The sequence below is a fragment of the Arthrobacter sp. H5 genome (assembly GCF_000520595.1).
Classification (GTDB): domain Bacteria; phylum Actinomycetota; class Actinomycetes; order Actinomycetales; family Micrococcaceae; genus Arthrobacter_D.
In genome coordinates this window covers 84,939-103,064 of sequence record NZ_KI914981.1, presented here as the reverse complement: position 1 = coordinate 103,064, position 18,126 = coordinate 84,939, and the positions used below count along the sequence as shown (strand labels likewise).

The following is an 18,126-nucleotide window of genomic DNA, read 5'->3' as shown; positions in this document are numbered from 1 at the left end:
CATGTTCAGCCAGCGGCCGTCTGCTTCCCCGAACACCCGGTCTGCTTCACGGTCATCAGGAAGCCGGGCGTGTTGCTGGCGAGCGCGTCATCCCTCATCAACTCTTCGATCGCAGGGTCGACAGGCTCGAGGCTGAGCGAGCACCCGCTGAGCGTCGCGACCGCTGCAAGAGTGAGGAACCATGGCCGGCGAGTTGTCGTCATGCGGCCAACCCATGTTTTCCTCCGCGGCATTTGCCAGACCCCAGAACGACGGGGCTGTCTACCTCTACCTCAGGAAAACTCCTCCGGCGCGAGGCGGTTGGTGCGAGGAGTGTGGATGTGCGTGGAGTGTGGATGTGCGTGGAGAAGTCCGCCTCCCAATCCGCCTTTAGCGCGTACGCCTCTTCTTGCTCGCCCGTACCCATCCGCCGACGGCGTCGCTGGCAGTGAGCAGAATGACGACCACGATCACCACAACCGCGATGACGTTCGCCCCTTCGGGCCAGCCAACGGCACGGAAGTAGTCTTCGCTGAGGAGGCGGCCACTGGCGGCGAGCCAGATGGCTGGCACAGCGAAGAGTACGACGAAAACTGTGTTCGCGATCGCGTTCGACGTCGACCAGCCCGTGTAATAGGAAAGAAGATGGAAGGCGATACTGGCGATTGCAATCAGCAGAGCGATGTAGAAGAGGCCCGACTCCCACAAGCCCGAAGCGATGGGGCCAATCTCGGCACCCTCCGGGCCCTCGACGGTGCCAAGGGTCTCGGTGAGCACGAGTGCGACCACGATGACCGCGAGGAAAACGACGCCGCCGATCAACTCTTTGAAGTAGCCGCGGCTGTCGCGCACCTCGGGCAGGGACGACGGATCCCAGTTGGCTCTGCGCTTCGTGCGCACCGCCGACACGCGCTCGATGATGGCGAAGACGAGCGTGGTGAAAAACGCGATGGACATCGCTGTCCCAAGTGCGCTGTATAGCGCTGCGCCGAAGGCGACCGCGGCGGGGGAGCCGTCGGCGAATGTCACCAGCGCAAAGATGACGAACCACACGGGAACGAGGGTGGACAGCAGCACCTTGAGTATGCGGACGTAGTCGAGATAGAACTCAGGGCCGATCAGGTGCAGGGATCTGTCGGTGTAGCTCGCGGCAAGGCGCGCCGGCGCACCGAGTTCTATGAGTACCTGCCGCTCCGCGACATCGACGTCCACGCCTGCTTCACGCCGGTCGTCGATGGCGTCGGCGATGAGCGCGCGCAACTCTGCCTCGATGTCCTGGCGCTGCCGCTCCGGCAGGCTGCGGAGGGTTGCCGCGACGTAGCGGTCAGTAGGGGAAGACGTCGCTGTCATGATTCATCCTTCAGAGAGAGAAACGCTGTGTCCAGGGCATGCCAGTCCCGCTTCAGGGTGTCGGCAAGAGCGGCACCCTCCTTGCTCGTTGCGTAGAACTTGCGCGGCCGGGAATCGTCTGTGTTCCACTCGCTGGTCAGAAGGCCCTGTTTCTCGAGCCGGCGCAGAAGCGGGTACAGGGTGTTGGCGTCGACTTCGAACCCGGATTTCTCCAGCGCGTCAAGCAGCGCATAGCCGTAGTTCGGCCGACTCAGTAGCAATAGGCAGGCGAGAACGATCGTTCCCCGCCGCAGTTCCTGGCGATGGGTGGCGAGCGCTTCTTCATTCAACACAGGTACACGATACTGTGCATCACACACTATAGCAAGCCGATCACTTCCTGAACCTACGACAAATCGAAAAGAGTCAGGAGATGAACCGCCAGAGCCCAGAGCAGGACGAGCAGGACGTGGCCGGGAATCAGGATGAACCTGTGCACGATTGCCGCCCCTAACTAAGCCGTGCCCTGCAGGCGCGTCGAAGCTTTGCTTCGACTACGAGCGAAAGATGAACCACGAGGCGATCGTCGAAGATCATCTCCGTGGACCCCAACAACAGGTCGCCGTGCGTTAGGGGCGCCCGAGGCGAGGCTACGCGCGGTGCTGGGCGAGCGAACGCATCCCACCAGCCGGAGTGTCATTCTCACGATCAAAAACCGAGGGATTTCTGACTACGGATAAATAGGGTGAACCCGGCCCAAGCGACCGCTGTCAGCAGGAAGCCGACATGGAAGTTCGATCGTGAACGTGCCGGTGAGATCTCCCAACCGAAGTCCTTCCTCCCGCCCGTCCAGCTGATTGAGTCACCCCGGTGTGTCCGGAGGGAGGATTCCTTGGAAGGATCTGTCTCATGGGACGTCCCAGCAAATACCCGCGAGAGCTTCGTGAGCGCGCTGTCCGTATGGTCGCCGAGGTGCGGCCCGACTATCCGAGCGAGTATCAGGCGATGACCGCCGTGGCCGGGATGCTCGGCATCGGCTCCCCGGAGACGATCCGCACCTGGATCCGCCGGCAGCAGGTCGATACCGGCGACCGGCCCGGTGTCACGACCGACACGCAGGCGCAGATCAAGAAGCTGAAGCGGGAGAACGCCGAGCTGCGGCGGGCGAACGAAATTTTGAAGGCAGCTTCGGCTTTCTTCGCGGCCGAACTCGACCGGCCACACCTGCGTTAGTGACGTTCATCGATCAGCACAAGGACCGCTCCGATGGTGGCTTGCGATGGGGTGTCGAGTCGATCTGCGCCGTGCTCACCCAGCACGACGTGAAGATCGCCCCATCGACCTACTACGACGCCCGAGGGCGAACCCCGTCGGTGCGGGAGCTGTCGGACGAACGGTGGAAGCCGATCATCCTGGCACCATGGCAGAAGCAGCGGAAGGTACTTGGCGCCCGCAAGCTCTGGCTCAGATTGCGTCGCGAAGGGCACGACATCGCCCGCTGCACGGTCGAACGGCTCATGCGGGAGCTGGGGATCGCCGGTGTGGTCCGTGGACGTCGCAAGCGCCCGGTCGACGCGGATCCGCGGGAGACCAGACCGGCTGACCTCGTCGACCGGCACTTCGCTCGGTTCCGCCCCGATCAGCTCTGGGTCGCGGACTTCACGTATGTCTGGACGTGGCCCGGGTGGGTTTACGTCGCGTTCGTGTTCGACGCGCACTCCCGACGCATCCTCGGCTGGCGAGCCGCCACCTCAATGACGACGCCACTCGTACTGGACTGTCTCGAGATGGCGCTCTGGACGAGGCGACGCGAGGGAGTCGCCGGGTTCGCCGGCCTCACGCATCACACCGATGCCGGCTCGGTTGGCGGATTCAATTGGTCGTCGCAACACCTCGATCGAGGAGGTTTGCGATGGGACATGGCAAGAAGCAGATGCTCGAAGTGCCGGCAAGTGCGCGGCGGCAGTGGGCAGCGGATCGGGCGTTGCGACCGCCGATGCGTTCACCGGGCCGGCCCGAGGCGTCTCGTGCGGTGCAGCGGGATTTCTGGCGGGCTATCGCGTCGGGCGTGACGACGGCGGAGGTCTCGGCGGCTGTTGGTGTGTCGTGGCCGGTGGGGTCCCAATGGTTCCGTCACGCTGGCGGCATGCCGCCGATCAGTCTTGACGAGCCCACGGGCCGTTACTTGTCGTTCGCCGAGCGGGAGGAGATCGCACTGTTGCGCGCGCAGGAGGTCGGCGTGCGCGAGATCGCCCGTCGGGTCAGACGCGACCCGGGGACGATCTCTCGCGAGCTGCGTCGTAACGCGGCGACCAGGAGCGGCAAGCAGGTCTACCGGGCTCTGGTGGCGCAGTGGAAGGCGCAGCAGGCTGCGAAGCGGCCGAAGACAGCGAAGCTCGTTGGTAACGACAGGTTGCGTGAGTACGTTCAGGAACGGCTCGTCGGGAGTGTCCGCCGACCCGACGGCGCGATTGTCGCGGGGCCTGGGACTCCCGCGTGGAAGGGATTGAACAAGCCGCACCGGCAGGACCGAAGGTGGGCGATAGCGTGGAGTCCGGAGCAGATCTCGCACCGGCTCCGGGTCGACTTCCCTGATGATGAGTCCATGCGCATCAGCCATGAGGCAATCTATCAGTCGCTGTTCATCGAGGGACGCGGTGCCCTCAAGCGGGAGCTGGTCACGTGTCTGCGCACCGGCCGTGCGCTGCGGGAGCCTCGGGCGCGGTCGCGGAACAAGCCGCACGGGCACGTCACCGCCGGTGTCGTCCTCAGTGAGCGCCCCGCCGAGGCCGCGGATCGCGCGGTCCCGGGGCATTGGGAAGGCGATCTGGTGCGCCACGAGGCGCTGTTTTACCGAGCGGAGGTGGAAGACCTTCGCCGTTGTGCTGTCGTAGCAGCATGATGAAGCTGGGGGCAGCCTGACCTGGGGAAACACCGGGAAGGGTGGAGAGCAGCCCCGACAACGCCGGGACGGACCAGCACTACCGAATGGGTCGGGTCCGGCAAGCAAGGCAGGAAGGTGTACGAGAGGAACCGGTGTTAAAAGCTTCTCAAGTCTCCCGCCAGCTCAAATTCGGTGGATATGGGCTGGTCTGCGATGCGCACCACCCCCTCATTACGGGGTGGGAACTTGAATGTCGATTAAGGTCGTTGGCATTCGAGGCCATGGTGAAGGCCTACGGCGTAGCCGTGGCGATATCGCAGGAGCATAGCTGGGCACCTAACCTGCCAATCGGTAAACAGTGAACGTGGGAACCATCGTGGGTCTCCCGGCATCGCATCCCAGCCAGGGGTGCGGGGTCGGGTGGGCGTGTTGTCCGTCGATCGACGTGCGATGGGGCGGAGGGGCCGTAGTAGTCCGAGCGGGGGAAAGCCTCGTACATGGCGAAGGGCCCCAGCGGATATGACGCAGTAGTTACTGCAAGGAACGGAGGCATTGGTGAATACCGGTGAACCGCGATGGGCTGACCTCGATGAGGCGTCCGTGCGGGCGTGTGGTCGACGTCCTCGTTGGGCCTGCTGGGGCGGGGAAGACGACGGCGATGTCGGCATTGCGGCGGGCGTGGGAAGACGAGCACGGCAGGGGTTCTGTCGTCGGGCTTGCCCCGTCTGCGGTGGCCGCGCAGGTTCTCGCCGATGACCTCGGTATCGAGACGGAGAACACCGCCAAATGGTGGCAGAACCACCTCCTACACGGCATCACTTTTGCTCGCGGACAGCTGGTGATCATCGACGAAGCATCCCTAGCGGGCACCGTCTCCCTGGACCGCATCACCCACCTGGCCGCCGATGCCGGCGCGAAAGTGCTCATCGTGGGCGACTACGCCCAACTCCAATCTATCGATGCCGGTGGCGCATTCGCACTCCTCGTGCATGACCGGCCGGATGCTCCTGAACTGGTCGACGTGCACCGCTTCACCCACACCGGGAGAAGACCGCGTCCCTTGACCTCCGCCACGGCCGCACCGAAGCCATCGATGTGTACGCCGACCACGACCGGGTTCGCGGCGGCGCAACAGAGGAGATGATCGACGCTGCCTACACAGCGTGGCGAACCGACATGCTCGCGGGCCGGGCGACTGTGCTGGTTGCCGACTCCAACGAATCCGTCATCGCGCTCAACACGCGGGCCCGCACGGACCTGATCCTTGACGGCACCGTTAACGCTCGGCGTGAAGTGGAACTCCACGACGGCACACGAGCGGCATCCGGCGACACCGTCATCACCCGCCGCAACGACCGCCGGCTACGTGCGGGACGGTCCTGGGTTCGCAACGGCGACAGATGGACGGTCACCAATGTCCGCGATGACGGCTCGCTGACCCTCCGCCGCGCCGGACTGAAGTGGGGCGGATCGGTGGTCCTCCCGGCAAGTTATGTGGCTGAGAGTCTCGACCTCGGTTATGCGGTCACCTCCTACCGGGCGCAGGGCATCACCACCGACAGCGCCCACGTGCTGGTCGACCAGACCATGACTCGGGAGAACTTGTATGTTGCGCTGACCCGGGGCCGGGAGTCGAACATCGCTTACGTCGCAACCGACAGGCCCGATGCTTCACATGAGGGCCCGCATCCGGCCGATAACGCGGAGGCGACCGCGCGGAGCGTGCTCTACGGAGTGCTGCACCATGTCGGCGCCGAACTCTCCGCCCACGAGACCATCACCGCCGAACACGAGCAGTGGGGGTCGATAGCGCAACTCGCTGCCGAATACGAGACGATCGCAGCCGCAGCTCAACAGGACCGGTGGGCCTCTCTCGTGCGAGCATCCGGACTCACCAGCGAGCAAGCAGAAGACGCGATCACCTCAGAATCCTTCGGAGCCTTCACCGCAGAGCTGCGCCGGGCCGAAGCCAACCATCACGACCTCGACATTCTGCTGCCACGCCTCGTGCGCGCGCGAGGGTTCACAGACGCGGACGACATCGCCTCGATACTTCACCACCGGATCGCCGCCGCGACCCTGCGCCCGGCAGGATCTGGCCGCACCCGCAAGGCGCCGCGCCTCATCGCAGGGCTCATCCCTGAAGCCGCCGGCGCCATGAGCGCCCACATGCGGCAAGCGCTCGCCGAACGGCGCGACCTCATCGTGCAACGCGCCAACGCCGTCCTCGACACCGCGATCGCCGACCTTGAACCGTGGCTCACCGGACTCGGCGCCGCGCCATCTGATTCGAAGAAGGCAGCCGTCTGGCGAAACCAGGCCCGCACCGTTGCCGCGTACCGTGACCGATACGTCGTCAACGACGCAGCACCGCTGGGGCCAGACCCGACCGACGATGTGCAGAAGATCGATGCCGACCGTGCGCGACGGGCACTCGAGCAAGCTCGCCAAGTCTCCACAGGGGAGAGGGTGCCCCAGACGTATAGGCGAGGGCCGGAGCGACAGCTGCCGAGTCTCAGGTGATCACTCCGTCCGGAGCCCTTTCCTGCTGTCGGGGGAGCGGCGTAGTCTAGCGGGCGAGGTAGCTCGTTATTTTGCGCCGTCGATCGTTTTGACGGTATGGCCCCGCCCCGGCGGAAGGCCCTCTCAGGGAGTTGTTCGCTACCGAACCTAACGAGAGGACTGCCTTCCATGATCCGACTACTCTGGGCCCTCAGCGTCCGCACCCGCTACTTCCTGCGTCGCTACATGCCCACCAACATCCTCCTCGACGCCATCCGCACCCGACGAGGCCTCAAATGGGGCATCCCCGCGATGCTGCTCGCCGCGCCCTACCTGATGGCCGCGAGCTGCTGCAGCAACCTGGCCAGTGATGGCGGACCGGGCTGGCTCAACCTGCTTGTGCTTTTGTTCGTGTGGAACGCGATGAAGTTCATCGTCATGGGACCGATCAGCCTCGCCCTGCTGATGCGTGTTCGCGGTCGTGAAGCGATTGCGTTGCGCGCCGGTACGCGAGCAAGGCTCGTTCCGTTTAGGCGGGAATAGGGCGCAGGTGCTTTGTTGCGATTTGCCGTATCGAGCCAGACGTTTGATAGCGCAAGACCCCTGCGCCGTGGAACGATGCAGATGGCTTTACCGAACCGGGTGTGGCAGTGGGTATTTCCGGCCGAGGCTTCCTCCACAGGTCGGACCTATCCGCGGTGTCGGCGTGGATAGATATCCTCGGCACCGTCGGCGATAGAATGTGATCAGGTGATGGCACACGAGCAAAGGGCGGGGAGCGATGGCGCGCGCGGACTTACTTCTCGATCTCGTCGAGGCCGAACGCAGCGGTGACCGGGATCGGTTTCGAACTCTCGTAGAGGCAGTGATCGCGGAGGAACGCGCGAACCAGCATCATCTGGTCGCCGACCGTCTTTCGGAGATCATTACCACGACCGGCCAGAGCCACGTCCGTGACGACCGAGCTACGGCGATTCGCGATCTAGTTCACGAAGTCGTCCCCAACCGTCGTCTGGCGGACATCGAACTCGCACCGGTTCCGCGGCGGGTCGTAATGGAATTGATCGAGGAGCAGAAGCGCGCTGAGTTGCTGCGCAGCTACGGAATCGAGCCGCGAAACCGACTTCTGCTGTCTGGCCCCCCTGGAAATGGGAAGACTAGCGTCGCGGAAGCTGTCGCCTCCGAACTAATGCTCCCGTTCTATGTGATCCGCTACGAAGGCGTTGTCTCGAGTTTCCTTGGCGAGACGGCTGCCAGGCTCGACAACGCCTTCGAGTTCGCACGCACTCGCCGTTGTGTGCTGTTCTTCGACGAACTCGACACGATCGCCAAGGAACGCTCAGACCAGCACGAGACGGGCGAGATCAAGCGCGTCGTATCCACATTGTTGCTCCAAATTGACCGACTGCCGGCGCACGTAATGTTCATCGGCGCGACCAACCACAGCGAGTTGCTCGACCGCGCAGCATGGCGGCGTTTCCAGATTCGCGCAGAGCTCGAACCGCCCAGCCGCTCAGAGGCAACTGTGTTCCTCGAACGGCTGGCCGCCCGGCTGGGCGGTGACCTCGGCTTTGCTCCGCGTACTTTGGCGGACAAACTCGCCGGTGCGAGCTACTCCGAGTTGGAAGAGTTCGCGCTTGATGTGCGGCGCCGAGCGGTGCTGGAGCTGCCGGACAGCAACCTGCGACGGATCGTGCAGGAACGTCTTGAGCACAGGCGCGGTCAGGCAACGGCTTGACCGCGGAGCGCCGTCCGCTACTGGCTTTCGGTCCGCCAGTCGTCGCTGACCGGCCCCGACGAGGTCGATCCAGCCCTGGTGGTTGTCTTCGACCTTGCAGGCAGCATCAAGGACTTCCGCAATGCGATCGACAAGATCGACGGCTTGGAGTTTCTGTCCGAACTGCTCGGAGACCGATCAGATCCAGATGACGACTTCCATATGACCGAGCGAGAGACGGGCCGCACGGAGAAGCCAATCTCGCACTCCCTCTATCTCGTGATGTCAAACGCCAAGGCGATTGGAGAACTGCTACGGCTGTTCGCCCTATGGCAGCAAGACCCAACAGCTTCTTTCGAGCGTGGGCTGGGGAAGTTCAAGTCGGCCTTTCAACAGTTGACCGCGATTCGGCGGTGGGGACCGGAGGACCGCATCCGCGAGACAGGCCTGCGCGAGCAGTGGCAGGAAACCCTAGACATGATCGGCCAGTCCGTCAGCAAGGTCATGGTCGAAGTCGAGTTATGGTACCGCCGCGATGCCGCGCAGCGCGCTACCGCCCAGGCCAACGTAGAGCAGACCGTCACCGCGAACGGTGGGCGAATCCTCGATCATTCCCAGATCGGCGACATCGGCTATCACGCGTTACTGGCGGAGCTTCCGATCCAGCAAGTTCATTCCGTGCTGAACGATGGCGCGGCATCGATCCGGCTGCTCACTACTGACGAGGTTATGTTCGTCAGCCCGTTCACACCGATGAGTGTCGCGCCGGCCACACTCGAACCCGTCGCCGAGGTTCGACTTGCTCCAGGAGATCGAGTAGAGGGTCTCCCTCGGATCGCGCTGCTGGACGGGCTGCCGTTTCAGAACACGATGCTCTCACTGGCAGGCTGCTCGTGGACGATCCCGATGGACTCGGCGAGAACTACCCGCTGTCTGCTCGTAATCATGGAACCGCGATGGCTTCGCTCATCATCCACGGCGACCTCTCCGCAGACGGTGAACCTCTGGACCGACCACTGTATGTGCGGCCCATCATGCGGCCCCACGAGTTCGCCGCAGGGCACGAGCAGATCCTTCCCAATCGACTGCTTACCGACCTGCTCCACCAGGCCATCAAGCGCATTGCCGAGGGAGGCGAGGGCCGAGAGGCCGCCGCACCCAGCGTTCGAATCGTCAACCTTTCCATCGGCGCGCAATCCAGGGCGCTCGTGCGAAGGATGAGCCCGGTGGGGCGTCTGCTCGATTGGCTCGCCCATTCCTACAACCTGCTATTCGTCGTCAGCGCTGGAAACCACCTCGACCCGATCACCATTCCCACCGACGCGGCTAGCACTCCCGGCACCGCAAGGTCGGCCGTAGCTCGCTCCGTTTACGACGCCACACTCCTGCGAGGCATCCTGCCGCCAGGAGATTCGCTCAACGCACTGACCGTCGGTGCCACACATGACGACGGGCTCGGAGACATCGACGTGCCCGATACAGTGTGGGACGTTACCCATCCTGGCGCTCCCGCTCACTACGGCGCGACAGGTCCCGGTGTTGACCGCTCCGTCAAGCCGGACCTTCACCACGTCGGAGGTAGGGCGCTTTACACGCGGCCGGTCACCCGTCCCGGCGAGGAAACAGTTGCCATCGAACTTGCGAAGACAGCGATCACAGGCCCTGGTCTCCAGGTCGCGGCTCCTGGACGAGCTGGCGCGACCAACAACACTGTCTTTACCGTCGGCACTAGCAACGCCACCGCATTGGTGACCCGCGAAGCCAGCCGACTGTTCGATGTTCTCGAAGCCGGCGCAGCCGACGCCGGGGACGCTCCGCTGCCTGATCCGCAGTACCACCCGCTCCTCGTACGTGCCCTCCTCGCCCACGCAAGCAGCTGGGGCGAATGGGAATCGAGAGTCCGCCACGAACTCGGCCTCTCCAATCAACAGGCCCGTCGTCACCTGACGGCGCTTCTCGGATACGGGCGGCTTGATACCGACCGGCTAGAAACCGCCGCGACAAACAGGGCCGTACTCGTCGCCGGGGGACTGATCGCGCGAAATCAGCGCCACACCTTCGAGCTGCCGTTGCCGCCATCCCTCCGTGCGCGAGCGGAATGGCACCGCTTCACGATCACCCTTGCGTACATGGTTCCCACCGTTGGTCAGCTCACCAGGTATCGAGGTGCCAAGGTCTACTTCGCCACGCCCAACACTGACCTCGTCGGCGGAGACCGCACCGACGCCGAGTACAACTCAGTGAGACGGGGGAGCCTCCAGCACGAGATCGTGCAAGGCACTCGAGCGATGGTCTTCGGCGACGGCGATGTATTCCCAATCCACGTGGAGTGCATGGATGACGCCCAGCGTCTTAAAGCTGGGAAGACCGTACGCTACGCGCTCGTCGTCTCCGTCGAAACGGCCGAGGAGACTTCGACGACCATTCATGATGAGGTTCACGCGCAGCTCCGACAGCGCGTTGCTGATCGTGTGCGCGAGAGAGTGCAGGGGAATGGCTAGAACGACGCTCGCTACTCAGGTGGACGAACAGCTGGCGCACGCGGTCGGAATGATCCGTTCGTTTGGTGCCTTTGTGGTGGTTGGCGCCGGCCTGTCTGCCGGCGGATACCCAATGACAGCGCAGCTTCCGCCGTTGCTCTGGCAGGGAATCGAGGACGTCCCCGAAGCTCTCGCAGAGTTACGTGCACGTACGAACGCCACAGGAAGCGCGAAGGAGATTCTGTCGTCAGATCCCGACACACTTCAGGTCGGGTGGCAGTTTGTTCGAGAGTTTTCTCTCGTCAGGCAGTCCTTCCAATCAGCCTTCGCTGCACTTGACGCTGACCGGGAACCGTCGAGTGCGCATTTCGACCTCGCTCGTCTTGTGAACACCGGACACGTCGAAGAGGTGGTCTCCTACAATTGGGACACCTGCCTTGAGCGAGCTCACGAGCGTATGTACGGAGTTGGATTGCCAACGGGGCTCCTTCACAAGCCACACGGAGACGCCGCTCGTCCAGAAGACAACTGGGTGCTCCCAGACGAGGATGGCCAGGTCCCGTCCGAGGTGCTCGACCGCGTCGTCCAGTTCTCGGACCGGCCCCGGACACTCATGGTGCTCGGGTATAGCGGCAGCGATGCGGCTGTCGTCGAATCGTTGCTTGCGCCGCTAGAGAAGCGATGGCCTGTTGTTCGAGTCGGGCCGTCTGCCACTGGCGATGGGGCGGTCGCGAGCAATGCTGATTTGGCCCTGGCAGCTTTTGCCTCACAACTCGCGCCGCCCGACCCTCTCAGTGGATGGAAATACGTCACGTTTCTACGGAGCAGGAGCTTCCTGGCAGCGCTGCGAGGAGAGCGCCTTCGTCCGACAGATGTGGATGCGTGCCCCGAGTTGCCGGCTGCTCCGAGGCTTGCGGAGCGGTTGCTGGCTTCACGGTTCGCGACTTTGTCGGGTTCGAGCGGTACCGGAAAGTCCGTTACCGCTTTTCACGCTGCTCGTCGACTCAACCGCGACGGCTGGAAAGTTGTCGAACTGAAGCAGGCGGGAGTTGCTTCGACGGCCGATGTTGAAGAGTTCCGGCGCCTGACAGGTCCTGTGCTTGCGGTCGTCGACGATGCCCAGGCCATCGAGAGAGGGGTGGTTGCTGACTTTGAATCGTCCGTTGACGACACCCACGCGGTCCTGTTGATCTCGACAGAACGGCTGGAGACGCGGGACGATGAGACGCTTCTCGCAGCTCAGGCGATAAGAGTTCTCGACGACTATTGCCGATCCAACATCGACACAGTTGCCCCGTTGCTATCGCAGCTCGATGACCGGGTGCGATGGTCGGTATTCTCCGATACTCCCGAGCAGCGACTCGACCTCGCGGCGCGCACGGCTACAGAGCCGTGGCTCTACATGTTCGTGGCATCCGGTGGTGAGCGTCGCATTATCGGCGCGCTGGATCGGGCAGTTGAAGACGAGGATGCGGCGCTCGTGCTGGCCTTTATCTGCACGGCGCAGATGACCTCTCGCGATGCAGGCGTGACGCGGGGAGAGCTTGCCTCAGTAGCGGCGAGGCAGGCGAGCGCCCGTTTCTGTCCCGACGGTGCACTGGAAGTGGATCGCATCGACCGCGCGCTGTTGCTTCTGACCAATGAGAAACTCATCCGCGAACATGACGGCCGCATCCGCGCGTCACATATCCGGATCGCTGAACGCGCTTTGCAGAACCTCGGACAACGCGAAACGGCCGAGATCGGGGAGACAGTGCGAGCTTGCGTGCGCGCAGCCCTGCTCGACGACGATATCGATGTCGCGGGCAAGTTCTGGCTCTTTCGAGTGTTCGACCGGATCGACGTCTACCGCCACCGATGGGCCAGCTCAATCCTCGACGAGGAAGTGTCTGCAAGTCTGCTTCGCCAGTGTCTCGCAGCAAAGCCCGGTAGAGACCGCGGCGTGGCACTCAACCTCCTCTGGTCTTCGGAATGGCTGCGCAAACTACCCGATGCAGCTGCAGACGAGCTTGCAAGCAGCATGATCGGGTGGCTCCCGAACCTGACCGCTGAAGAGGCCAACGGCTATCGATGGATGTTGAGCGGGCTTCGTTCGAATCACGAAACTGCCTACGAACGAGTTCGTGATGCCACCCCGGCCAGGGTGATCGCCGAGCGGCTGTCCGTCGCCGGGAGCCGCGGGTCAGCGATGGACTGGACACACGTCATCCAAGAACTCTGCCCAGACTGGCGAAACGGCAACCTGCTTGCCTGGAGTGACGAGTTCGAGAGCGGTATCGACACCGAGGACCTGACTCACTGGCTGTCGGACCGGGACTCGCGATCACATCCGTTCGAGGTATATGACCTAATAGATGCGCTCGCTTCTATCGCCCCTCGTACGGCAAAGACAGTTTTTGAGGCGTGTGCCGGCGAGATACGTGAGACGATGGAGCGAGACCTCGCGGATGCAGCGAGCAACTTCGGGGACTGGGTATTCGGCACGATGATTCTCGTGGCGATGCTCGCAAATGTCCCGTCAGCGCGCGACGCTGATGAAGACGATGATGAACGCGAGCCCAACGAGTCAGACGCTGCTCGCTCCGCCTTCATGAACGCTACGGAGCCAGCCCTTCGTGAGCTCGCTGCGACTGTTCTCGCAGAGATGCAGAAGGTTGACTGGATTGTTGCTACGCAGTCGCTGGAACGGAAGAAGAAATACCAGCTCCACAATCTCGACATGCTGCTCGGCTGGCTGTCGTACCTGTCGACTGACATCACGGACGAGATCGCAACCAGTTTGTCTACCGACTGGCTCCTGCGCGTCGTCGACGAAGCGCAGCAAGAGGGATGGCCAGAAGGTCGTCCCGTCGGTGCTATCGTACATCTGCTTCGCAACCTGTGTGGGGGAGAGCGAGGCGCCGGTGTCGTGCGCGGGTTCCTCGAAGAACATGAGAACGACATCGAACCGTTCCCTTCCGCTCTCGTGAAGCAGTACCCGGACCTCGCGGTGCGTTCGATACATAAGGGGGTGCGCGTGCAGGTTCACGCTCCAGCCGGATCAGGATGGGGCGTAATCACCGCAGATGTAGAGGCGATGGCAAGTATCGATCGTGATGCGGCGATCCGATGGCTCAACCAAATGCTTGACGAACTGGTGGCGGCGATTACGAAGCCGCAGAAACATGATCTGGCAGGAATAGAGCGGTTCATTACTCTCGCGGATGACCTGGACGCGGCGGTACTCAACGCCGCCATCGCGCGAGTCGATGCTGATAGCGCCAGGGACAGCTGGACGGAGAGATGGGCAGATGCGCGCGACCGCTTGCGTCCACTGCTTGAACGCGTCTCGAGGACGTCGGGCGATGCGGCTGCACTCGCCCTCGCAGTGATGGGCCGCGGGTAGTGACGTATGGTGTGCATCGAGACGCGGCTTGTCGCCTGACACGGATAGCGCGATCCACACGGGTCTTCCACGGAAGTGGACCAACGAAGTGACCAACGCCCTGCAATCCATGCAAAATATGACGTTCGCTGTCATCTCCTGAAACATAAAAACCCTGGTCAGGTCCGCCAAGAGGGCTCATCCTGCTACCTGGGGGTCAAGGGGTCGCAGGTTCAAATCCTGTCATCCCGACATACGAAAACCGCTCCAGCACTGCGAAGTATCCCGGTTGCGGGGCGGTTTTTCTTTGCCTGGGATGCCTTTTGCATCCGCCCCTTCACACGCCGCAAGCACAGCCGGAGTATCGAAGTTGGGGAGTCCCCGGCGGTTTGGTGCCGGCCTGGACGCGACTGTAAGCGACTACCAGAATGCAAGCACCGGAGTAAGTTGTACCCATGGCATCCGAGGCAACCACCCTGTCCGTCGACGGTCCCCATGGCACGCGCGACGTGCGTATTTCCAGTCCAAGTCGGGTGTTATGGCCGGAACTGGGGATCACCAAGCTCGATCTGGCCAAATATCTTGCAACTGTGGGGGAGGCGTTCGTTGCCGCCAACGGTGATAGACCTGTCGCACTGCAGCGCTTCTCCGAAAATATCGACGGCGAGCAGTTCTTTTCGAAGAACCCGCCCAAAGGCACTCCCGACTATGTCCGCTCAGTCAAGGTCATCTACCCGAGCGCACGCTCGCACCCGCAGCTGGTCATCGACGAGCCGGCTGCGGCTGTCTGGGCAGCACAGATGAACACCATCGTCTTCCACCCTTGGCCGTCCCGGGCCGAAGACTCCGACAATCCTGACCAATTGCGCATTGACCTCGATCCACAGCCCGGTACCCATTTCGACGACGCCATCCCTGCCGCCATCGAGCTGAGGAAGGTTCTTGAAGAAGCCGGTCTGAACGCTTTCATTAAGACATCAGGCAACCGCGGGCTGCACGTCTACGCGCCCATTGAGCCCGTCCGCGAGTTCCTTGACGTACGCCACGCAGTCATCGCCGCGGCGCGCGAATTGGAACGGCGGATGCCGGACGCCGTCACCACCTCATGGTGGAAAGAAGAGCGCGGCGAAAAAGTCTTCGTCGACTTCAACCAGGCCAACCGCGACCGAACCATCGCCGGCGCCTACAGCCCCCGTGCGCTGGCACACGCCCCAGTTTCCTGTCCCATTGAGTGGGATGAGTTGGAAAACGCAGACCCAAAGAAGTTTACGATCCTCACTGTGCCCGACCGTCTGAAAACTACCGGTGATCCATGGGGCAACTTCCACGCTAAGCCTGGGACGATCGATGCACTGCTCGGCTGGTGGCAGCGTGATCTGGATTCGGGTCTTGGCGAACTTCCGTTTCCGCCCGATTACCCCAAGATGCCGGGAGAGCCACCCAGGGTGCAGCCGAGCAGGGCCAAGAAGAAGGAGTAGTAGTAGTCACTGGATCTCTACGCACGCCCTTGCGGGCATTTGGTCGATCACCGGAAGCGTGTGGCGCGTGGACGATCGGCGATGTTTAGCCGCAGCCCCAAGCGTTTGGATTCTCGTCGCAGGTTCCGTCGACAAGGCGGGTGTCTGATCTCCAGATACTCATCAGGTGTGGTTCGGACTGCACGGTTGCCTCTCCAGCGATAGGCAGCCACGGGCCTCCGTTCACCGAGTAGTCGCCGGCAAATCGAGTGGTGAGGACAAGATTGTAATCGCCGGTGTCTGCATATTCGTGGCTGGTGGGTGTTTCAACGAACAGCCAGTCGACTTCGGGCACGGAGGTGCCCGCAGTCTGGGTGGTCCGGGTGTTTCCGTCCCCGTAATTCCAGTCGTAGCCGACCGGCCAGGCACGGATTTGCACTTCGTCGCCAAGTAGGTCGAATGTGAACTCTTGCTCATCGACGTTTGCGTAGACGTTGTTATGTCCGCCGAGAAGACCGAAGCTCGCGGGTTCAGAGACGATTTCAGCCGCCAGGATCGGCTGGCTTTGGAAATCCTCCAAAGTCACAATGACCTCGGGTTCCACCACTTCTCCGCCGCCTGGAGGCTCTGGTGAGGTCCCAGGGTAGAGGCAAGAGCGACTGCCAGTTCGACTTTCTGTCGGGGGGCTTGTCGTGGAATCGATTGCAATCCATTCCACGAGTACGCCGTTATCCTCCGCATTACAGATCGCGTTGATACGAACGCAGTCCCACCGGTCGAGATTGTTGGCCACACCCTGAAGGCAAACCCGCTCATAGGTATAGGTGATATTTGGCGAGACTACTGGCTCAACATCAGGGCTCGAATCTTGTGGGGGAATTTCACCATCCACAGGCTGTGGAACTGGAGTAATCGTGTTACCCGCTTCAATACGATCTTTGTTGATGCCCGGATTGGGCGCCTCCGTTTGCGCGAGGACCGCGTTGGAATTTGGCAGCAGGATGGCGAACAAGACGACCAGCACGGCGACTGACTGGCGGATCGGGGAAAGCCGACTGGTTAAGTTACTCATTAGTCGACGCCAATCAAGCCGTAGTCGACCATCAGCCATGAGCCATCCGCATAGTACGCGCGCGTGAGGCTCGCTTCTTCATCGACAATCGCGTCGATCTCGTTCAGCAGGTCACCGGAAGCGCTGTAAACACTTATGGATGCCTGCTTGTTCGTCACATATGAGTCAATAGATCCATCGAGGGTCTCTTCGAAGCTCGTGTCGAACGTGTCGATAGTTAGTTCGCCACCGCTCATCCAACCCTTGTCAGCGTAAACCTCGCTTATCGATTGCTGGATATTCTGGCAGGTTCCACATCCCGGGTCAGTTACCGCGTTCATTGGTGCGATATCGTTCATTACGTATCCGTAGCTCACCAGCTCAAACCACCACTCGGTGAATGCCTCAAGGCCCTCTGCGGTGTTCTCATCCGTCAGCTCTGGCTTCTCCGGAACCGGGATATTGACCGCCGGCCCATCAGCTGAGGCGGGGGAGGGTTCGGGCGTTTCTGGGGTGGGTGATGCAGATGCTGTGGCCGATGCAGAAGCAGACCCGCTGGCAGGCGCCGATGAAGATGGATCCGCCGGGGCAGCTTCCCCGCCCTGACAACCAGTGAGTATCAAAGCAGCTAGGGCCGCACAAGCAAGAGTGCCGACGGCTTGAAACTGAGCCATATACGTTCCTTGAGGGTTGAGACCTTGATCGAAAACCATAATAGCGCGGACGGAATTTGGGCGCTTAGGTTATCCACAGGGAGTGGGGTGGGGGGATCTCCACGCGCTCGTTCCTCGCTTGGTCGATCACCGGTTTGGTAAGCCACCGGTTCCGCCGATCACCGGGTCGCCGACGCTAGAACCTCACTCAGGTCATACGCCACCGGCACTTCGAGCTGCTCAAAGGTGCAGGATTCAGGCTCACGGTCAGTCCGCCACCGCGTGAACTGCGCCGTGTGCCTAAACCGTGAACCCTCCATCTGGTCGTACCGCACCTCAACCACCCGCCGCGGATGCAGCCGCACAAAGGAAACGTCCTTCGAACCAGTAAAACGGCTGCGGTCGGTCTCGCCACGGACCATCTCACCGGCGGAATCGCGCACCACGTCGGACGACAGTTCGTCGACCAACTCGACGCGGCGCTTGTCCGTGAACGCCGAGATGCCGCCCACGTTGCGCAACTCGCCGTCGTCGTCGTATAGGCCCACCAACAGCGAACCCACGCCGCTCCCGCTGGTGTGCACGCGGTATCCGAGGACAACGACGTCGGCGCTCCGATGATGCTTGATCTTCAGCATCCGCCGTTTGCCCGGCTCATAGGGGGCATCAAGCGGTTTGGCGACCACGCCGTCCAAACCCGCTCCTTCGAA

At 62.4% G+C, this 18,126-nt stretch carries 12 protein-coding genes and 3 pseudogenes; 9 read left to right on the top strand and 6 right to left on the bottom strand.

Annotation, left to right across the window (positions count from 1 at the left end; genetic code table 11):
- Positions 1–5: 5 nt before the first annotated feature.
- The 3 genes from Y708_RS0104810 to Y708_RS0104800 form a co-directional block, all read right to left on the bottom strand.
- Positions 6–203, bottom strand: a complete 198-nt coding sequence (locus Y708_RS0104810; RefSeq protein WP_028279048.1) for a hypothetical protein — start codon at positions 201–203, stop codon at positions 6–8.
- A 166-nt stretch (positions 204–369) separates the two neighbouring features.
- Positions 370–1,329, bottom strand: a complete 960-nt coding sequence (locus tag Y708_RS27350; RefSeq protein WP_051478608.1) for a permease prefix domain 1-containing protein — start codon at positions 1,327–1,329, stop codon at positions 370–372.
- Positions 1,326–1,661 (bottom strand): PadR family transcriptional regulator, encoded by a 336-nt coding sequence (locus tag Y708_RS0104800; protein WP_028279047.1) that lies wholly within the window; start codon positions 1,659–1,661, stop codon positions 1,326–1,328. The genes Y708_RS27350 and Y708_RS0104800 overlap by 4 nt, the downstream gene beginning before the upstream one ends.
- A gap of 556 nt (positions 1,662–2,217) precedes the next feature.
- Here Y708_RS0104800 and Y708_RS0104795 point away from each other — a divergent pair.
- From Y708_RS0104795 to ligD, 9 genes and pseudogenes are all read left to right on the top strand, one after another.
- Positions 2,218–2,541 carry an IS3 family transposase gene (locus tag Y708_RS0104795; RefSeq protein ID WP_028279046.1) on the top strand — a complete coding sequence of 108 codons (324 nt, stop codon included), beginning with the start codon at positions 2,218–2,220 and terminating at the stop codon, positions 2,539–2,541.
- On the top strand, positions 2,541–3,380 hold the full coding sequence (locus Y708_RS22925; protein ID WP_081746476.1) for an IS3 family transposase: 840 nt from the start codon (positions 2,541–2,543) through the stop codon (positions 3,378–3,380). Before Y708_RS0104795 ends, Y708_RS22925 begins: the two co-directional genes overlap by 1 nt.
- Positions 3,381–3,454: 74 nt before the next feature.
- Positions 3,455–4,141 (top strand): annotated as a pseudogene (locus Y708_RS22920) (helix-turn-helix domain-containing protein); the annotation flags it as partial.
- 655 nt (positions 4,142–4,796) lie between these two features.
- Positions 4,797–6,715 (top strand): annotated as a pseudogene (locus Y708_RS22915) (AAA family ATPase); the annotation flags it as partial.
- Between the two features lie 168 nt (positions 6,716–6,883).
- The gene (locus tag Y708_RS0104770; RefSeq protein WP_028279044.1) at positions 6,884–7,237 is read left to right on the top strand and encodes a hypothetical protein; all 354 of its coding nucleotides are present in this window, start codon (positions 6,884–6,886) and stop codon (positions 7,235–7,237) included.
- Positions 7,238–7,475: 238 nt separating this feature from the next.
- Positions 7,476–8,432 (top strand): AAA family ATPase, encoded by a 957-nt coding sequence (locus Y708_RS0104765; protein WP_028279043.1) that lies wholly within the window; start codon positions 7,476–7,478, stop codon positions 8,430–8,432.
- A gap of 935 nt (positions 8,433–9,367) precedes the next feature.
- Positions 9,368–10,912 (top strand): S8 family peptidase, encoded by a 1,545-nt coding sequence (locus tag Y708_RS30825; RefSeq protein ID WP_253905689.1) that lies wholly within the window; start codon positions 9,368–9,370, stop codon positions 10,910–10,912.
- Between the two features lie 133 nt (positions 10,913–11,045).
- Positions 11,046–14,276 (top strand): SIR2 family protein, encoded by a 3,231-nt coding sequence (locus Y708_RS0104755; protein WP_216699728.1) that lies wholly within the window; start codon positions 11,046–11,048, stop codon positions 14,274–14,276.
- Positions 14,277–14,710: 434 nt separating this feature from the next.
- The gene (ligD, locus tag Y708_RS0104750) at positions 14,711–15,733 is read left to right on the top strand and encodes a non-homologous end-joining DNA ligase (protein ID WP_028279041.1); all 1,023 of its coding nucleotides are present in this window, start codon (positions 14,711–14,713) and stop codon (positions 15,731–15,733) included.
- An 85-nt stretch (positions 15,734–15,818) separates the two neighbouring features.
- Here the strand turns inward: ligD and Y708_RS28975 are convergent, their stop codons facing one another.
- The 3 genes and pseudogenes from Y708_RS28975 to Y708_RS22895 all read right to left on the bottom strand — a co-directional run.
- Positions 15,819–16,784, bottom strand: coding sequence for a hypothetical protein (locus tag Y708_RS28975; protein WP_155853692.1), 966 nt, complete (start codon positions 16,782–16,784; stop codon positions 15,819–15,821).
- Positions 16,784–17,437 (bottom strand): DUF6318 family protein, encoded by a 654-nt coding sequence (locus Y708_RS27345; RefSeq protein ID WP_051478606.1) that lies wholly within the window; start codon positions 17,435–17,437, stop codon positions 16,784–16,786. Before Y708_RS27345 ends, Y708_RS28975 begins: the two co-directional genes overlap by 1 nt.
- A gap of 158 nt (positions 17,438–17,595) precedes the next feature.
- Positions 17,596–18,126: pseudogene (locus tag Y708_RS22895) on the bottom strand (ATP-dependent DNA ligase); the annotation flags it as partial.

What these genes read in the sequence shown, in the direction of transcription:
- Y708_RS0104810 (WP_028279048.1), bottom strand. Translation starts at nt 203, where the DNA reads ATGACGACAACTCGCCGGCCATGGTTCCTCACTCTTGCAGCGGTCGCG.
- Y708_RS27350 (WP_051478608.1), bottom strand. Translation starts at nt 1,329, where the DNA reads ATGACAGCGACGTCTTCCCCTACTGACCGCTACGTCGCGGCAACCCTC.
- Y708_RS0104795 (WP_028279046.1), top strand. Translation starts at nt 2,218, where the DNA reads ATGGGACGTCCCAGCAAATACCCGCGAGAGCTTCGTGAGCGCGCTGTC.
- Y708_RS0104770 (WP_028279044.1), top strand. Translation starts at nt 6,884, where the DNA reads ATGATCCGACTACTCTGGGCCCTCAGCGTCCGCACCCGCTACTTCCTG.
- Y708_RS0104765 (WP_028279043.1), top strand. Translation starts at nt 7,476, where the DNA reads ATGGCGCGCGCGGACTTACTTCTCGATCTCGTCGAGGCCGAACGCAGC.
- Y708_RS30825 (WP_253905689.1), top strand. Translation starts at nt 9,368, where the DNA reads ATGGCTTCGCTCATCATCCACGGCGACCTCTCCGCAGACGGTGAACCT.
- ligD (WP_028279041.1), top strand. Translation starts at nt 14,711, where the DNA reads ATGGCATCCGAGGCAACCACCCTGTCCGTCGACGGTCCCCATGGCACG.
- Y708_RS28975 (WP_155853692.1), bottom strand. Translation starts at nt 16,784, where the DNA reads ATGAGTAACTTAACCAGTCGGCTTTCCCCGATCCGCCAGTCAGTCGCC.
- Y708_RS27345 (WP_051478606.1), bottom strand. Translation starts at nt 17,437, where the DNA reads ATGGCTCAGTTTCAAGCCGTCGGCACTCTTGCTTGTGCGGCCCTAGCT.